15 protein-coding genes and 1 tRNA gene are annotated in these 14,859 nt (G+C 68.0%); 3 read left to right on the top strand and 13 right to left on the bottom strand.

Annotation, left to right across the window (positions count from 1 at the left end; translation table 11 throughout):
• Position 1: 1 nt before the first annotated feature.
• Positions 2-544 carry an Asp23/Gls24 family envelope stress response protein gene (locus tag ACFWNN_RS10635; RefSeq protein ID WP_382439643.1) on the bottom strand — a complete coding sequence of 181 codons (543 nt, stop codon included), beginning with the start codon at positions 542-544 and terminating at the stop codon, positions 2-4.
• Complete coding sequence (locus ACFWNN_RS10630) at positions 535-1,092, bottom strand: RNA polymerase sigma factor (protein ID WP_285645137.1); 558 nt, start codon at positions 1,090-1,092, stop codon at positions 535-537. The genes ACFWNN_RS10635 and ACFWNN_RS10630 overlap by 10 nt, the downstream gene beginning before the upstream one ends.
• Positions 1,093-1,278: 186 nt before the next feature.
• Between ACFWNN_RS10630 and ACFWNN_RS10625 the strand changes: the two genes are divergently transcribed.
• Positions 1,279-1,485, top strand: coding sequence for a CsbD family protein (locus tag ACFWNN_RS10625; RefSeq protein ID WP_382439642.1), 207 nt, complete (start codon positions 1,279-1,281; stop codon positions 1,483-1,485).
• 266 nt (positions 1,486-1,751) lie between these two features.
• On the opposite strand, the gene ACFWNN_RS10620 is transcribed toward ACFWNN_RS10625, so the two are convergent.
• The 8 genes from ACFWNN_RS10620 to ACFWNN_RS10585 form a co-directional block, all read right to left on the bottom strand.
• Positions 1,752-2,777, bottom strand: coding sequence for a saccharopine dehydrogenase family protein (locus ACFWNN_RS10620; protein ID WP_382439641.1), 1,026 nt, complete (start codon positions 2,775-2,777; stop codon positions 1,752-1,754).
• 10 nt (positions 2,778-2,787) lie between these two features.
• Positions 2,788-3,081: a hypothetical protein gene (locus ACFWNN_RS10615; RefSeq protein ID WP_382439640.1), complete on the bottom strand. Its 294-nt coding sequence runs from the start codon at positions 3,079-3,081 to the stop codon at positions 2,788-2,790.
• A gap of 87 nt (positions 3,082-3,168) precedes the next feature.
• The gene (locus ACFWNN_RS10610) at positions 3,169-3,660 is read right to left on the bottom strand and encodes a GNAT family N-acetyltransferase (protein WP_382439639.1); all 492 of its coding nucleotides are present in this window, start codon (positions 3,658-3,660) and stop codon (positions 3,169-3,171) included.
• A gap of 12 nt (positions 3,661-3,672) precedes the next feature.
• Positions 3,673-4,875, bottom strand: a complete 1,203-nt coding sequence (locus tag ACFWNN_RS10605) for a cytochrome P450 (RefSeq protein ID WP_382439638.1) — start codon at positions 4,873-4,875, stop codon at positions 3,673-3,675.
• 47 nt (positions 4,876-4,922) lie between these two features.
• A complete protein-coding gene (locus ACFWNN_RS10600; RefSeq protein WP_382439637.1) occupies positions 4,923-5,285 on the bottom strand; it encodes a hypothetical protein in 363 nt (120 codons plus the stop codon).
• A gap of 232 nt (positions 5,286-5,517) precedes the next feature.
• Positions 5,518-5,592: transfer RNA gene (locus ACFWNN_RS10595), tRNA-Val, on the bottom strand.
• Between the two features lie 40 nt (positions 5,593-5,632).
• Positions 5,633-6,097, bottom strand: a complete 465-nt coding sequence (locus ACFWNN_RS10590) for a peroxiredoxin (RefSeq protein WP_382439636.1) — start codon at positions 6,095-6,097, stop codon at positions 5,633-5,635.
• 73 nt (positions 6,098-6,170) lie between these two features.
• Positions 6,171-6,602 (bottom strand): DUF3052 domain-containing protein, encoded by a 432-nt coding sequence (locus tag ACFWNN_RS10585; RefSeq protein WP_382439635.1) that lies wholly within the window; start codon positions 6,600-6,602, stop codon positions 6,171-6,173.
• A gap of 319 nt (positions 6,603-6,921) precedes the next feature.
• On the opposite strand from ACFWNN_RS10585, the gene aceE reads away from it, so the two are divergent.
• Complete coding sequence (gene aceE / locus ACFWNN_RS10580; RefSeq protein ID WP_382439634.1) at positions 6,922-9,681, top strand: pyruvate dehydrogenase (acetyl-transferring), homodimeric type; 2,760 nt, start codon at positions 6,922-6,924, stop codon at positions 9,679-9,681.
• Positions 9,682-9,727: 46 nt separating this feature from the next.
• On the opposite strand, the gene ACFWNN_RS10575 is transcribed toward aceE, so the two are convergent.
• Complete coding sequence (locus tag ACFWNN_RS10575; RefSeq protein ID WP_382439633.1) at positions 9,728-10,459, bottom strand: GNAT family N-acetyltransferase; 732 nt, start codon at positions 10,457-10,459, stop codon at positions 9,728-9,730.
• Positions 10,460-10,641: 182 nt separating this feature from the next.
• Here ACFWNN_RS10575 and ACFWNN_RS10570 point away from each other — a divergent pair, with 182 nt between their 5' ends.
• Positions 10,642-12,927 (top strand): hypothetical protein, encoded by a 2,286-nt coding sequence (locus tag ACFWNN_RS10570; RefSeq protein ID WP_382439632.1) that lies wholly within the window; start codon positions 10,642-10,644, stop codon positions 12,925-12,927.
• A gap of 98 nt (positions 12,928-13,025) precedes the next feature.
• Here the strand turns inward: ACFWNN_RS10570 and ACFWNN_RS10565 are convergent, their stop codons facing one another.
• On the bottom strand, positions 13,026-14,195 hold the full coding sequence (locus ACFWNN_RS10565) for a M14 family zinc carboxypeptidase (RefSeq protein WP_382439631.1): 1,170 nt from the start codon (positions 14,193-14,195) through the stop codon (positions 13,026-13,028).
• Positions 14,192-14,815, bottom strand: a complete 624-nt coding sequence (pnuC, locus tag ACFWNN_RS10560) for a nicotinamide riboside transporter PnuC (protein WP_382439630.1) — start codon at positions 14,813-14,815, stop codon at positions 14,192-14,194. The genes ACFWNN_RS10565 and pnuC overlap by 4 nt, the downstream gene beginning before the upstream one ends.
• Positions 14,816-14,859 lie beyond the last annotated feature (44 nt).

Below are 14,859 nucleotides of genomic sequence, written 5' to 3'. Positions count from 1 at the left end.
CTCATCCTTCGAGAACGTCGGCCACGACGAGGTCCAGGCGGGCGAGCCGCACACCGATCCGGGCGGAGGCCGCGGCCAGCACCCGGCGCCGCACCTCCTCGTACGCCGCGTGCGTGACGAGGGACGCCGTGATCGCGATGCTCAGCTCCACCTCGATCACCGGGTCGAGCCCCGTCGACTCCGGCGCCTCGACGACGCGGCACCCCCGTGCCCGCACGCCGTCGACGCCGTCCGCCGCGTACCGCAGCACGGCCGCGACCGCGCGCGTGCTGATCCGGGCGAGCCCGTCTCCGGGCAACGGCACGACGTCCGACCGCCGCACGTCGGCTCGAACCGCCGACATCACCCGGCTGACCAGGTCGAACGGCGGCTCGACCTCCTCGCGCGCCATCTCGTCGGTGGCCGCGCGCAGCACCAGCAGACTTTCCCGCACGGCCGCGCAGTGCGGACACGACCGCGTGTGCTCGTCCGAGAGATCGATCGCCTCCCAGACCTCTTCGACGTCCCGCCCGCACGGCAGGACGTAGTCGGACGTCACCGCCACGGCGCCATCACCTCCGCGAGTTGTGCCCGTGCCCGCGCGAGCCTGCCGCGCACCGACTGCTGGGTCGTGCCGATCGCCTCGGCGATCTCGTCGTAGGACCGGCCGTGGACCTCTCGCAGCACCCAGCACGCCCGTTGCTCGGGGGTGAGCCCGCGCAGCGCGGCCTGCAGCGCGTCGAGTTGCGCGTTCACCTCCACCGCGCGGTCGGGCCGGGTCCGCGGCGCCGGCGACTCGTGCTCGTCGAGCTCGGTGTCGGCGTGCGGTTTGCGCTTGCGCAGCACGTTCAGGCACTGGTTGGTGGTGGTGCGGTAGAGCCAGCCGAGGAACGCCCCGTCGTCGTTGAGCTGCCCGAGCCGCCGCCACGCGGTCAGGAACACGTCCTGCACCGCGTCCTCGGCGTCCCCGCTGCTGCCCACGATGCGCAACGCCAGCCGGTACATCGGCCCTTGATAACGCCGCACGAGCTGCTCATACGCCCTCATGTCGCCGTCACGGGACCTTGCCACCAGCGTGGCATCGTCGAGTGCGGCTGCCTCGGCCACGCTCATGCGCACACCCCCACACTTTTTGCTTCGTCGCCCGATGGACACGTTCGATCGCGGAACGTCACGCGGTTTCCTGATTTCCCACCCGTGACGACCCTCACCCGGTTTTCACCCGACAGTGGCGTGACGAACCTGCGGAGCTGGGTATCGAACAGTTGTCAGACGAACACGGCTTTTCAGGAGGACGCGATGTCGCTGTCGGACAAGATCGGCAACAAGGCGGAGGACCTCGGCGGCAAGGTCAAGGAGACCGCGGGCGAGGCCACCGGCAACGAGCAGCTCGCCAACGAGGGGCGCGCCGATCAGGCGAAGGCGGCCGTGAAGGACGGCGTGGAGAAGGTGAAGGACGCCGTCGGCGGAGTCGTCGACAGCGTCGCGAAGCACCTCAAGAAGTGACTGTCGCCCTCCAGGGCAACGCAAGCGCGAGAGCCTCCACCCACCACGGGTTGGAGGCTCTCGCCGTCACAACCGCAAGACCCTCTAGCTGCCGTGAGTCTCACCATCGTGAGACCCTCTAACCCCTCATCCGGAGACTCACGACCGCGAGAGCCTCTAACTCCCGTGATCCTCACAAGGTTCGCTAGAGGCTCTAACTCCGGTGACCCTCACGGTCGTTAGAGGGTCTAACCCCAGTGACTCTCACGACCGTTAGAGGCTCTAACTCAGGTGAAGCGGACCTCGCTCGCGACGACGCCGTCGAGCTCGCGCACGAAGTCGGCGCCGAACGCGCTCGACGGGGTGTGCGCGCCGGGTGCCACGCCGTTGATCTTGGTGATGGCGCGGAGCACGGAGTCGGCGGTGAGGCTGTAGGCGTTCGGGGTGGTGATCGCGCACTCGACCTTGGTCCGCGCGTCCCACGCCTCGCCGAAGACCTCGGCCCTGGTGTTGGCGCGCTTGCGCTCGTCGGGGCCCTTGACCTTGCCGGCGACGGACTTGGCGACGTTCTGCACGAGAGGCGTCTGCAGCACGGGCGCGAACACCTGCTGGAGCTGGCCGAGCACGCCGGGGACGGTGGTGAACGTCGTGATGTTCGGGATGCCGGTCGACCGGTAGGCGGTGCTCACGTCGCCCCACGGGATGCTGCCGACCTCGCGCGGTCCCGACCGGAAGTACGCGGTGCGCCGCCGGTGCCCGATGCGGACGCTCTTCAGGTCGCCGTTCACGCGGATCCGTCCGCCCACGGCGGCGGCCTCGACGGACGTCTTGGTCGTGCCCGCGCTCGCCCCTCCCCCGACGACGAACGCGAGGTCGAGGTGGGTCGCGGACGGCAGGGCGTTCTTCAGGATCGCGGCGACGCAGTCGGTGGGGACGACGTCGAACCCGGCGCCCGGCAGCAGCACGATGCCCGCCTTGCGGGCGTCGACGTCGCGGAGGCCGATGGACTCGAAGACGTCGATCTCGCCCGTGATGTCGAGGTAGTGCGTGCGGGTCTTCAGGCAGGCGTCGACCATGGCGGTGGACGTGTGCGCGAACGGTCCGGCGCAGTGCACGACGGCGTCGACGTCCTCGAGGTGCGCCCGCGCCTGGCCCAGGTCGAACGCCCGGCACTCGAGGCCGAGCGCGGCCGCGATGGGTTCGACCTTCTCGTACGAGCGACCGGCGAGGATCGGCCGCTCCCCGCGCTTGACCGCGAGCTCGGCGATGAGACGTCCCGTGTAGCCGTTGGCGCCGTAGACCATCCACGTCATGCCGCGCACCTTACCGGCGAGTAGCCCCGCGGGAACCGACCAAAGAGCCGATCAGCAGCAGCACGCCCAGGCCGAGCACGGGCAGTCCCCAGAGCAGCCGGCGTTGCTTCAGATCAGCGCAGACGTCCACATAGGCCGGACCGATGGCCGAGACCGCGGGCTCGTCGAACCCGAAACCGAGGCTGTTGCCGCACGGGATCAGCGACCCGCTCGGAGACTCGATGGCCAGCATCACGACCAAGATCGCTCCCCCGCCGAGGAGGAACGCGAGGCCGACCACGACGGCGAACGTGCGCACTGACATAGAGCAAAAGTTACGTCTCAAATGGACTTTGGGATAGCCCTGGTCAGACGCATTGGGGTTGATCCCCTAATCCCCCGCCGAACGCTCTCACGCCCCCGGTTCCCGGGATGCGGGAGAGAACGCGTACCGCTGCTCCACCCGGCCGTGGCGCGGATGCGGCACAGGGTCGCCGACCTTGATCCATCCGAGGCGTTCGTACAGACGGACGCCCGGCACGTTGTCGACGAAGACGAGCAGCTCGACGGCCTCGTATCCGTTCTTGATCAATACGTCCGGCAGTGCGCGCAGCAACGCCTCGCCCACGCCCCGCCCCCACGCGTCCGGGTGCACGCCGACGTAGTTGAGGAACGCGCCGCGGCCGTCTGTCTCATGTGGACCGCCGGCCACGAATCCCACCGCACGACCCTCATCCAGCGCCAACAGCAGGAACGACGGCTCGCCGGTGAGAGCGTTCTCTACACCGGGCCGCGCCTCGGCGAGCGTCGGCACCTCGTCGTAGCCGTCGCGCCGGGCGACCGCGTGTGCCCAGATCATCGCGGCCGCGTCGACGTCGTCAGGTCCCCCATGCACGATCTCCACGTGCCCAGCGTGTCAGCGCCGCAGCACCACCGGAAGCGATTTAAGGCTGGCCATGATGTCGTTGTGCGTCACCGCGGGCTGCTCGTCGCCCGCGCAGGTGGTGCGCGGGAAGCGGGCCGTGAGGTGCCTGATGACGGTTTCGGTCTCCAGCCGCGCGAGCGCCGACCCCAGGCAGAAGTGCGGACCGTGGCCGAACGTCGCGTGCCCCGTCGTGTCCCGGTCGAGCCGGTACTCGTCGGCGTCGGCGTGGGCGCGCGGGCACCGACCGGCGGAGCCGAGGTTGATGAGCAGCAGGGTGTTCGCGGGAACGAGGGTGCCGGCGATCTCGACCGGCTCGGTGGTGATGCGGTGCGTGGCGCTGCGGACCGGCGGGTTGTGACGCAGCGTCTCCTCGACGAGCTTCGGCACCAACGCGGGGTCGTGCGCGGCCTTCTCCCACAGTCCGTTGTCCAACGCGTCGTGGACGACGTTCGCGATGAGGCTCGCCGACGTCTCATGGCCCGCCACGACGAGAAGGAACGCCATGGCCATCAGCTCGTCGTGGCTGAGGTGGTCGCCGTCGTCGTCAGCGGCCGTGGCAAGCGCACCGAACAACGAGCCCGCGTCCAGTTCGCCGCCCGTGAGCAGCGCGTGGAAGTAGCCGCCCAGCTCGTCACTCGCGGGCTGCGACACCTCGGGCTCCATCGACATCATGGTCTCGATCAACGTGCGGACGCGCGCCTGGTCCTGCGGCGGCACGCCCAGCACCTCGCCGATGACGTGCATGGGCATCGGCACCGCGAGCTCCTTGACGAGGTCGACCTCCTCGTCGGCGCGCAGCCGCCCGATCAGTTCCGCCGTGATCTCCTCGATACGCGGCGCGAGCCGCTGCACTGCCTTGCCGTTGAACGCCTTCACCGCGAGCGCGCGCAACCGGGCGTGCTGCGGGTTGTCGCTGTTGAGCATGCTGGGCCCGAAGAGCCCGGCGAGGTTCTCCTGCGTGCTGCCCGACGCCGCGAGCTGCCGCTTGATCTCCCGCTGGAGCGAAGCGCTGTCCTTGGAGAGCCGCTGGTCGGTCAGCAACTGCCGGGTGAGCTCCAACCCGACGGTCACGACCTGCATCTCCACGCCGTTGGGCAACGTCACGGCGTGCAACGGCCCTTCTTCTCGTGCGTCGTCCTCGATCCGGTGGTGCTCACGTGCCCGCAAATCGCCGCCGGTCAGCAAGTTCGACATACAGGTCTTCGCCTCCGTTTGGGTTCGACTAAGACCGTTCTACCGCCCTATTGGAGCGCGTCCAACGCCCGAATCGTCTCCACCGCCGGCAACCGAGGCGGCTCAGCGGCAATGGCCTTCCGCCCCAGCACCCACTCGGGCAGGTGATGCCGCAACGCCGTCCGCCCCTGCGCCGTGATGTCGACGGGCGCCGCCATCCCGTGACCGCCGGGGTCCTCCCACACGATCCACTCGCGCAGCCGCAGGATCTCCAGGTCGTCCGCGTCCCACTGCTTGGCGGGCCGGTGCTCGAGGTACCAACTCGTGGCGCCGCGATGCACGCCCCCCTGCTCCACGAGGGCGAGCAGCTTGATCTGCTCCTGAGTGATGGTCGTCGGGACGGGCATCGCGGCCTTGGCCTTACGTCTCACAGGTCGTCGTCCTCGGTAGGTGGCGGACCCGAACGTCCCCGACAAAACTCGAACAAGGTACGGCACACCTGGGCTTCGTTCCAGCGATCACGCGCGGAAGAACGGCTGTCTCATGCAGCACCGCACCGCGGTGCCATTCCCCATGGCGTGGAACGGTTTCCCGCCGTAACCGACTGATGTCAACCGGTGATGCCAATGGCGCCTTCGGCGCTCTCGGAGGCGCCATTGTGGATGGTGGGCGCGACAGGGATCGAACCTGCGACCGCTCGGGTGTAAACCGAGTGCTCTTCCGCTGAGCTACACGCCCCAGCCCCCACGGCGCACGGCCGCGGAGGGGTACAGCTACATCATGCCTGAAGCGAGGCGACGGCCTTCTTCCAGGCCGACTGATCGCGGGCCTCTCCCGGCGCGTTCACCTCGGCGAAGCGCACCACGCCGGCGAGATCCACCAGGAACGTGCCGCGCACCGCCATGCCCGACGAGGCGTTGAACACGCCGTAGGACTGCGCCACGGCCCCGTGCGGCCAGAAGTCGGACAGCAGTGGGAACTGGTAGCCCTCCTGGTTCGCCCAGGCCTTCAGGGCGAACGGGGAGTCCACCGAGATGCCGAGCACCTGCACGGCCGAGTCCTCGTACTCCCCCAGCTCGTCACGCAGCTGGCAGAGTTCGCCACGGCAGGTGCCGCTGAAGGCGAACGGGTAGAAGACCACCAGGACCGCGCGGGAGCCTCGGAACGACGACAACGTCACGGGTTGCTTGTTGTAGTCGTTGAGCGTGAAGTCCGGGGCTTCCGAACCTACCTCGACCGCCATGTGACGAACCCCTCCGAAGGACATGCGGGAACCCACGGGCGCACGAGAGCCCGTGGGTTGTCCCTGTGTCAGGTCAGCGCTTGGCCTTGGCCGACTTCGGCCACACCAGGCGGATGCCCGCCCAGTCGTCGGCGACGCTGATGTTGGAGGTCTGCGACAGGCCGGCGGTGGGCACGGCCTCGGCGACGTCCGACGGCTCCACGTGGCCGGGGCGGCCGGTCTTCGGGGTGAGAACCCAGATCACGCCGTCCTCGGCGAGCACTCCGGTGGCCTCGAGCAGGGCGTCGACCAGGTCGCCGTCGTCCTCTCGCCACCAGAGCAAGACGGTGCTCACCGTCTCGTCGGCATCCTCGTCGAGGAGATCGCCCCCGATTCGCTCCTCGACTGCGGCACGCAAGGCGTCGTCAACGTCCTCGTCCCAGCCGAGTTCCTGGACGACCATGCCTGATTCGATCCCGAGCTTGTCGGCGACGCCGAGCTTGCCGGCGTCTTCCGCGGCGACCACGGTTTTCACTCCTCCAACTACGCAAGAGCGACAGCCTCAGAGACTGCCGCCAAGTCCGTTACTCCGGCTAGCGAACACTGTCAGCTACCTCCGGCGCAACTGTTGACCACGTGACACGCCGTAACAGGCACCCCTGTGCAGACACCTAGACTTGCATGACGCATGCTCTACATACCTCTTATCGCGCGCGCGTGAGCGACACGATCCAGAACTACCGACCGGTAGCGATGACGAAGTCGCCACGCAAGGACAACGATAGGAGCGCGTGGCACGGTTTCCGGGCCAGCGCGTGTACCGCCAACGAAGCCGAGGAGACACCTTGAGCCCGCAGAACACCGGCCCCGAGCGGGTGCGTGTCATTCGTGACGGCATGGCCGCTCACCTGCCGGACATCGACCCCGAAGAGACCTCGGAATGGCTTGAGTCGTTCGACGAGGTCCTCAAGGGCGGCGGGCAGCAGCGGGCGCGCTACCTGATGCTGCGGCTGCTCGAGCGGGCACGCGAGAACCACGTCGGCATGCCGTCGCTGACCAGCACTGACTACGTCAACACCATCCCCACCGAGCGGGAGCCGTGGTTCCCCGGTGACGAGGAGGTGGAGCGTCGTTACCGTGCGTGGATCCGCTGGAACGCCGCGATGACGGTGCACCGCGCGCAACGGCCGGGCGTGGGTGTCGGTGGCCACATCTCGACGTACGCGTCCAGCGCGTCGCTCTACGAGGTCGGCTTCAACCACTTCTTCCGAGGCAAGAATCACCCGGGTGGTGGCGACCAGGTCTTCATCCAGGGTCACGCCTCGCCCGGTGTGTACGCCCGCGCGTTCATGGAAGGCCGTCTGTCCGAGCACCAGCTCGACGGCTTCCGCCAGGAGTACTCGCACGCCGGTCTGGGCGGCGGCCTGCCGTCGTACCCGCACCCGCGCCTCATGCCGGACTTCTGGGAGTTCCCCACGGTCTCCATGGGCATCGGCCCGATGAACGCCATCTACCAGGCGCGCTTCAACCGCTACCTTCGTGACCGGGGCATCAAGGACACGTCCGACCAGCACGTGTGGGCGTTCCTCGGCGACGGCGAGATGGACGAGCCCGAGTCGCGCGGCCTGCTGCAGCTCGCCGCGAACGAGCAGCTCGACAACCTCACGTTCGTGGTCAACTGCAACCTGCAGCGCCTCGACGGCCCGGTGCGCGGCAACGGCAAGATCATCCAGGAGCTGGAGTCGTTCTTCCGCGGCGCCGGCTGGAACGTCATCAAGGTCGTCTGGGGCCGCGAGTGGGACGCGCTGCTGCACGCGGACCGCGACGGCGCGCTCGTCAACCTGATGAACAACACGCCCGATGGTGACTACCAGACCTACAAGGCCAACGACGGCGCGTACGTCAAGGAGCACTTCTTCGGCCGTGACCCGCGCACGAAGGCTCTCGTCGACGCCATGAGCGACGACGAGGTGTGGAACCTCAAGCGCGGCGGCCACGACTACCGCAAGGTCTACGCGGCCTACAAGGCGGCGACCGAGACCGTGGGCCAGCCGACCGTCATCCTCGCCAAGACCATCAAGGGCTACTCGCTCGGTCCGCACTTCGCGGCCCGCAACGCGACGCACCAGATGAAGAAGATGACCCTCGACGACCTCAAGGGCTTCCGCGACAGCCTGCGCATCCCGATCACGGACGCGCAGCTCGAGGCCGACCCGTACCTGCCGCCGTACTACCACCCCGGGCAGGACTCCCCGGAGATCCAGTACATGCAGGAACGCCGTCGCCAGCTGGGCGGGTTCGTACCGGAGCGCCGCACGAAGTCCAAGGCGCTGGTGCTGCCGGGCGACAAGGTCTACGAAGGCGTCCGCCGCGGTTCGGGCAAGCAGGAGGTCGCCACGACGATGGCGTTCGTCCGCCTCGTCCGCGACCTCGCGAAGGACCCGGAGATCGGCCCGCGCATCGTCCCGATCATCCCGGACGAGGCACGAACGTTCGGCATGGACTCCATGTTCCCGACGCAGAAGATCTACAACCCGAACGGCCAGGCGTACACCTCGGTGGACGCCAACCTGATGCTCGCCTACAAGGAGTCCGAGCAGGGCCAGATCCTGCACGAGGGCATCAACGAGGCGGGTTCCACGGCGTCGTTCACGGCGGTCGGCACGTCCTACGCGACGCAGGGCGAGCCGATGATCCCGATCTACATCTTCTACTCGATGTTCGGTTTCCAGCGCACGGGTGACGGCCTGTGGGCGGCGGCGGACCAGATGGCGCGCGGCTTCGTGCTCGGCGCCACCGCGGGCCGCACGACGCTGACCGGTGAGGGCCTGCAGCACGCCGACGGCCACTCGATCCTGCTGGCGCACACGAACCCGGCCGTCGTCGCGTACGACCCGGCGTGGTCGTTCGAGGTGGCGCACATCGTCCGGGACGGTCTGCGCAGGATGTACGGCGAGAACGCCGAGAACATCTTCTACTACATGACGGTCTACAACGAGCCGTACGTGCAGCCGGCCGAGCCCGCCGACCTGGACGTGGAGGGCCTGCTGCGGGGCCTCTACAAGTACCAGGACGGCCCGCAGGCCTCGGGCCCGCGCGCGCAGATCCTCGGCAGCGGCGTGGGCCTGCCGTGGGCGCTCAAGGCCCAGCAGATGCTGGCCGACGAGTGGGGCGTCTCCGCGGACGTGTGGTCCGCGACGTCGTACTCGGAGCTGCGCCGCGACGCCGTCGAGACCGACCGCCACAACCTGCTGCACCCGGACGCCGAGCCGCGCGTGCCGTACGTGACGCAGGTGCTCAAGGACGTGGCCGGCCCGGTCGTCGCCGTATCGGACTGGGCGTCGGCGATCCCGGACCTGATCCGCCCGTACGTCCCGACCGACATGACGACCCTGGGCACGGACGGCTTCGGCTTCTCCGACACCCGCCCGGCCGCGCGCCGCCACTTCCTGGTGGACGCGGAGTCCGTCGTCGTCGCCACGCTGGCCGCACTGGCCAAGCGGGGCGAGGTCGAGCAGTCGAAGGTCGTCGAGGCGGCCCGCAAGTACCGCATCGACGACGTGCAGGCCGCAGGCCCGTCCACGGGCGACGCGGGTCTCGCGTAGTCAGTCAGCTCTGAACTGGGGCCGCTCCGCTCGGGGCGGCCCCTCTTCACGCCCTGAGCGCGTACTCGGCGAACTGACCGGCCGCGGTGAACCCGAGACGCCGGTAGACGGTCTCACCGTCCTCAGAGGCTTGTAGGACGGCAATGCGGTGCCCTTCAGCGCGTGCGGTGTGCAACGCCGCCGCGGTGATCGCACCGCCGTAGCCGCGCCGTCGGTCCGTGGCGAGGGTCGCGATGTTGTAGATCCCGGCCACGCCCGCGTGCAGGAACACCTCCGCCGTGCACACCGCACGGCCGTCCACGTACCCGACGAGGTAACGCGCGTGGCTGGTCAACGCGTGTGGGGCGGCCAGTGCGTAGAAGCGGCGCACGGTCTCGGCGGGCGGATCCCAATTCGCGGCGAGGACGACGGCGTAGTCCGCGAGCTCGGCCTCCGTGGTCACGCGGCGGATCTCCAGGCCCTCCACGGCCGGCGAGGGCAGGGAACCGGACAGGTCCAGCCACATCGCGGCCTCGGTCTCGGAGCGTTCGAGCCCCGCCGCCGTCAGCAGCTCCCCCAGGCCGTCGCCGCCGACCCACCACGAGAACGGGCGGCCGGTGGCGCGGATCGTGCGCACGGTTGCGGCCACGTCGACGGTCGGGCGGGCCGCCGCGACGACGTTGAAGGTGTCGTCGGGCAGCCCGCTGTCCGCGATGAGCAGGTCAGCCGTCTCGATGACGGTCGCGCCGGTCAGGTGGCGGTGCAGATGGCACGCGTGCTCGGCGAGGTTGCGTTCCATCGCCGACAACAGACTCAGATCGTTCGCGGCAACGGCTCCGCTCTGGTGGTCGGAACAGCTGTGTTGCTCAAGGCGCACGCAACCATCCGACCACGCGTTGAAGATCGTCCGCGACCCAGATGTCAATCAACATGACCCGACCAGCCGTTTGCGCCCGTTCGAAATCGCTCTACGTTGGCGCAATGGCAGGAACCCTGGTCTACCGCCTCCAGGTCACGCATCTTTACCAGCGCCGGTTCGGCGAGCAGGCAGAACTCGCCGAAGCCCTGAAGTCCAGCCACTGGTACATGATCACCAGACGGCCTGCCGTGAGAATCATCGACGGTTCCGTGATGCTCGACGACCGGATCCTGACAGTCGACGTCAGCACGAGGGCCGACCTCGCCAGTCCGCTCGAGGTGCACACGCTCGGACTCGACTTCGGCGGATTCGCCTCGGTCACGAACTTCCGGACTTACGCCGATGGCGCTTACTTCTCCGTCGAACTCGACGGCCTGCTGGCCCACGGTGACGCCTGGGCGCTCGCGTCGATGATGTCGAAGGCCAGGGTCGATCTGGCGGATCAGGAGATCCTCTACATCGGCGAGGCATTCGGCAGCAGCGGAAACAGCAATGCCTGGAACCGCGTAAGCGCGCACAAGAAGCTCCAACAAATATATGAAGACCACGCGCATGCGGACTGCGACATTTCAGTCGCGCCCCTCCATCTGGAACGCCGGGCGATGATCAGCGACGACCACATCGAGGACGATGAAGCAGGTCCGAGCATGACGAAGTACCACGAACACTTCGTCACCGAAGGACACGTCGGTGTCCGCAAGCCTTCGGTCGACCTGATCGAACACAGCTTGATCTCGCACTTCACCCCTCACTACAACGAGCTCCTGACCGAGTGGAGATACGACGCACCCACCAAGAGCATGCGCCTGATGAGAGACGCCGGCTTCCGGCTCGTCCAGGTACACCTGAGTGGTTGGTGGGGACTGGCGAGGTTCCACTCACAGGCCGCGCCGAACCGTTTCCGCAGCCACCTGATCTCACACGATCTGCCGCCTGAACCTCGCCGTCCCGTTCTGCGAGGTATCGCCACCGAGAACCTGAGCGACTGGCGACAGGTGTCGGTGATGCTGCAGGAAGGGCAGGAGCTTCTCGAAGAGGCGGCCAACCGGACAGGCGTCACGATCAACATCTTCGGCAGCAAGGCACCGAACATCCGCAGGCCACCTGGCGCCGTCCTCCCTTTCACACAAGCGTTGTCCCACGACACCAGCTCAACGAGGGACAGCATCCGCACGAACATCGCGAACCGACGAGCGGAAGCCGCGAAAGCCGCAGAGCCGATCCTTCACTCAGGCAAGTCGTCGTACGACCCCGGCACGGGGACGATCACGGCCGGAACGTCGATGGACGGCACCGAGCGGCGGCGCCGGCTGACCGACCCGTCGACCGGACGAGTCACGTCCACGATCATCTTCGGAGGGGCCGAGAGCGGCCGGTCGAACAGCGTGCGAGTGCTGATGCTCGAAGCTTTGCTCACCGGCTTCTTCGCACCAGCCGCCGCCGAGGTCTCCGGCGAAGGCGAACTGAGTCGATTCTTCCGCGACGACGACAAGGGTCTCTACGCTCAGGGCCTTGACGGCGCGCTCGGCCTCTTGGAAACGATCTGTCGCATGATCGATCATCGAGCGGAGTCCGGTGCCTATCGCGGGCTGTCCACTGAAGTCCCGGCGATTCTGCTCGTGATCGACGACGCCGACGCTGTCCTGCGCGAAAATCACGGGGCACATCTCGTCAAGAAAATCCTGCGGGAGCGCAACTCCGCTGGGATAAGCGCCAATCTCGTACTCTCGGATATCACGGCCTTCGAGAGCGATCCCGAGCTGATGTGCGCGCTGATGTCCGCTGACTACAAGCATGCTTTCATGCCTCAGGGTGAGTCCCTGCTCAGCTATCTCGATGCGAAGTACCGTTTCAGACGGGAACAGACATGGGTGACCGACGACTACGCCCAGTTCGTCGTCCACTGGGAGAACCGCCACGTGACCCTCGGGTTCGCGGCGGCGTGGCTCGATGCGAAGGTCGGTCTCGTTTGGGCGTTGGAGTGGGCAACTCACCAAGTCGAAGACGCTTGCCCGCGTTCTCCGCAGCCGTGGCAGCAGGTCGCGGAGGACAACAGCTCCTGGACGACCTTCGTGGACGTACAGCGTTGGAACCTGCACCAGCATCAGGACGTGTGGCTCCTGACGGCGATCATCTGCAGTGCTTCCCCCTGCACTGCCGGACCCGCAGTGATCGATTGGGCGGAAAGAGCCATTGACGCGCGGATGGAGGTAGTGCGGGGGGCCTGGCAGTGTGGACCGGGCACGGGTGTCCCGGGATCTGAGGTGCTGTACTCCGAAGCACTGGGACCAATCACGCCGAAAGACCAGTCAGACTCGATGAAGCGTTTTTTCGCTGGCATGTACTGACCCGCCGCAACCGATGCGTCGGTTGCGTAGGAGACGTTCACGGAAGGCCGCGAACGTCTCCTACGCAGGCGCTGGTCAAAGCAGCCGACTCACCACGGTCAGCACTGCGCGACGGGCTGCGCGCTCAGGAGCGGTCCGTCGGCGCGGGCGTCCAGCAGCAACGGGATCAGGGCCCGTGCCTCCTGCTTCAACGGCACGATCCGGTCGCCGCCGCGCAGGTACTGCGACTTGACGCCGTGCAACGCCAGCTCGTCCTGCACCTCGACGTACTGCGCGCCGGTCAGCACGTACCCGCACGGCGCGGGCACCACGTCCGACGGGTCCGGCGGCTGGTTGTCGGCGCCGCCGAAGTAGATCGGGCCCGTCCGCACCGCCCGCGACGCCGCGTTGGCCGCCTCGATGCCCGCGCGGTTGTCGCGCACGAACGACTGGGTGCCGTCCAGCGCCTTCAGGTGCGACTCGACGCGGTACGCCGGGGTGTTGTCGACGTTGGTCTCGACCAGCAGACCCATGCCGTGCTTCAGGCCGCCGGTGTTGCGCAGGATGCGTTCCTGCCCGTCCCCCGCCACCTGACGGACGGGCTCACCGGTCACCGGGTCGACGTAGATGCCGTAGACACCGGACGTGCGCCCCGCCGCTTCGACGGAGGTCCGGACGTAGGAACGCGAGAGCGTCTCCGACAGGTCGTGCACGCCGTCGGAGACGTTCAGGTTCCGCGGCCACAGCCAGAGGACGTCCTTCACGTAGTAGGGCGCGGACGGCCCGAACTCGTGCAGGTCGTGGATGACGTCGGGCTGCCAGTCCCGGATCACGGACGCCATCGCGCGCGCCTCGGCGGAGCGGAGCAGCAGGTGGTCGCGGTTGATGTCGATGCCGGCGGAGTTGCCGCGGGTGTCAGCGACGCGGCCGTCCGGGTTGGCGTTCGGCACGAACAGGTAGGTCACGGCGGACGTGCGCGGCAGCGAGCGCATGCGGATCAGGCACGCCTCGCGGCCGGCGGGTTCGTCGCCGTGCTGGGAGCAGATGAAGAGAACCACCGTGCGCGCGTTGCGGTCGCCCACGCGCACGAGCTGGATCGGGCGGCCCTGCGCGGTCGTCCCGATCTGCGTCAACGGCAGGCCGGTGGCGCGCAGGTAGGCCTGTTCCTCGGCCTCGGTGGTCCACTTGCCGGTGAGCTCGAACCCGGTGCGCGGCGGCGGTGCGGCCTGCGCGGGAACGGCTACCAGCGACGAGACAGCGGTCAGCAGAGCGATCAACAGTCCCCTCATAGGGGAGACTTTGCCGCCTGTGTCAACCGCCGGGCCGTGCGGTTCCAGTCGATGAAACCGTGGATGACCAGGCCCGCGAAGATGATGTAGACGAACGCGCTGAAGTACAGGCCCGACTGGATCTGCAACGGCACGCCGACCGCGTCGACCACGAGCCACACCAGCCAGAACTCCACCAGGCCGAGGCCCTGCAACGCGAACGCCAGGATCGTGCCGACGAAGATCGCGGCGTCCGGCCACGGCGCCCACGAGGCGTCCAGCGCGTCCAGGACCAGCGCGAACGCGGCGGTGCCGACGGCGAACGCGCCGGCCACGGCGATCCGTTCGCGCCAGGAACCCTTGCGCACCACGACGCCGAACACCGGGTCCCGCCGCCGCACCCACGCGTACCAGCCGTAGACGGCGATCGCGCCCACGACCACCTGCCGCGTCGCGAGGCCGCCCAGGTGCGCGGACATGTAGACGGTGAACAGCAACGCGACGGAGGCCAGCTGAACGGGCCAGGTCAAGAGTGAACGGCGTTGCGCGAGGAACACCACCGCGAGCGCCAGCACCTGTCCGACCAGCTCCGTGTACGCGATCTTCTGGCCGAAGATCGTCAGTCCCACCTCGTGCCACACGGCTTGTTCCTCCGCGGTTCAGTCGCAGTACACCGGTGTTTCCT

Origin of the sequence: Lentzea sp. NPDC058450 (genome assembly GCF_042721395.1) — a bacterium.
GTDB lineage: Bacteria > Actinomycetota > Actinomycetes > Mycobacteriales > Pseudonocardiaceae > Lentzea.
This window is presented reverse-complemented; position numbering and strand designations above follow the sequence as displayed.

Bases quoted from the DNA above. Each gene is read 5' to 3' on its own strand.
- ACFWNN_RS10605 (WP_382439638.1), bottom strand. From the start codon at position 4,875: ATGTCGAACTTGCTGACCGGCGGCGATTTGCGGGCACGTGAGCACCAC.
- ACFWNN_RS10620 (WP_382439641.1), bottom strand. From the start codon at position 2,777: ATGACGTGGATGGTCTACGGCGCCAACGGCTACACGGGACGTCTCATC.
- ACFWNN_RS10590 (WP_382439636.1), bottom strand. From the start codon at position 6,097: ATGGCGGTCGAGGTAGGTTCGGAAGCCCCGGACTTCACGCTCAACGAC.
- ACFWNN_RS10615 (WP_382439640.1), bottom strand. From the start codon at position 3,081: ATGTCAGTGCGCACGTTCGCCGTCGTGGTCGGCCTCGCGTTCCTCCTC.
- ACFWNN_RS10630 (WP_285645137.1), bottom strand. From the start codon at position 1,092: ATGAGCGTGGCCGAGGCAGCCGCACTCGACGATGCCACGCTGGTGGCA.
- ACFWNN_RS10575 (WP_382439633.1), bottom strand. From the start codon at position 10,459: ATGGAACGCAACCTCGCCGAGCACGCGTGCCATCTGCACCGCCACCTG.
- ACFWNN_RS10625 (WP_382439642.1), top strand. From the start codon at position 1,279: ATGTCGCTGTCGGACAAGATCGGCAACAAGGCGGAGGACCTCGGCGGC.
- ACFWNN_RS10565 (WP_382439631.1), bottom strand. From the start codon at position 14,195: ATGAGGGGACTGTTGATCGCTCTGCTGACCGCTGTCTCGTCGCTGGTA.
- ACFWNN_RS10570 (WP_382439632.1), top strand. From the start codon at position 10,642: ATGGCAGGAACCCTGGTCTACCGCCTCCAGGTCACGCATCTTTACCAG.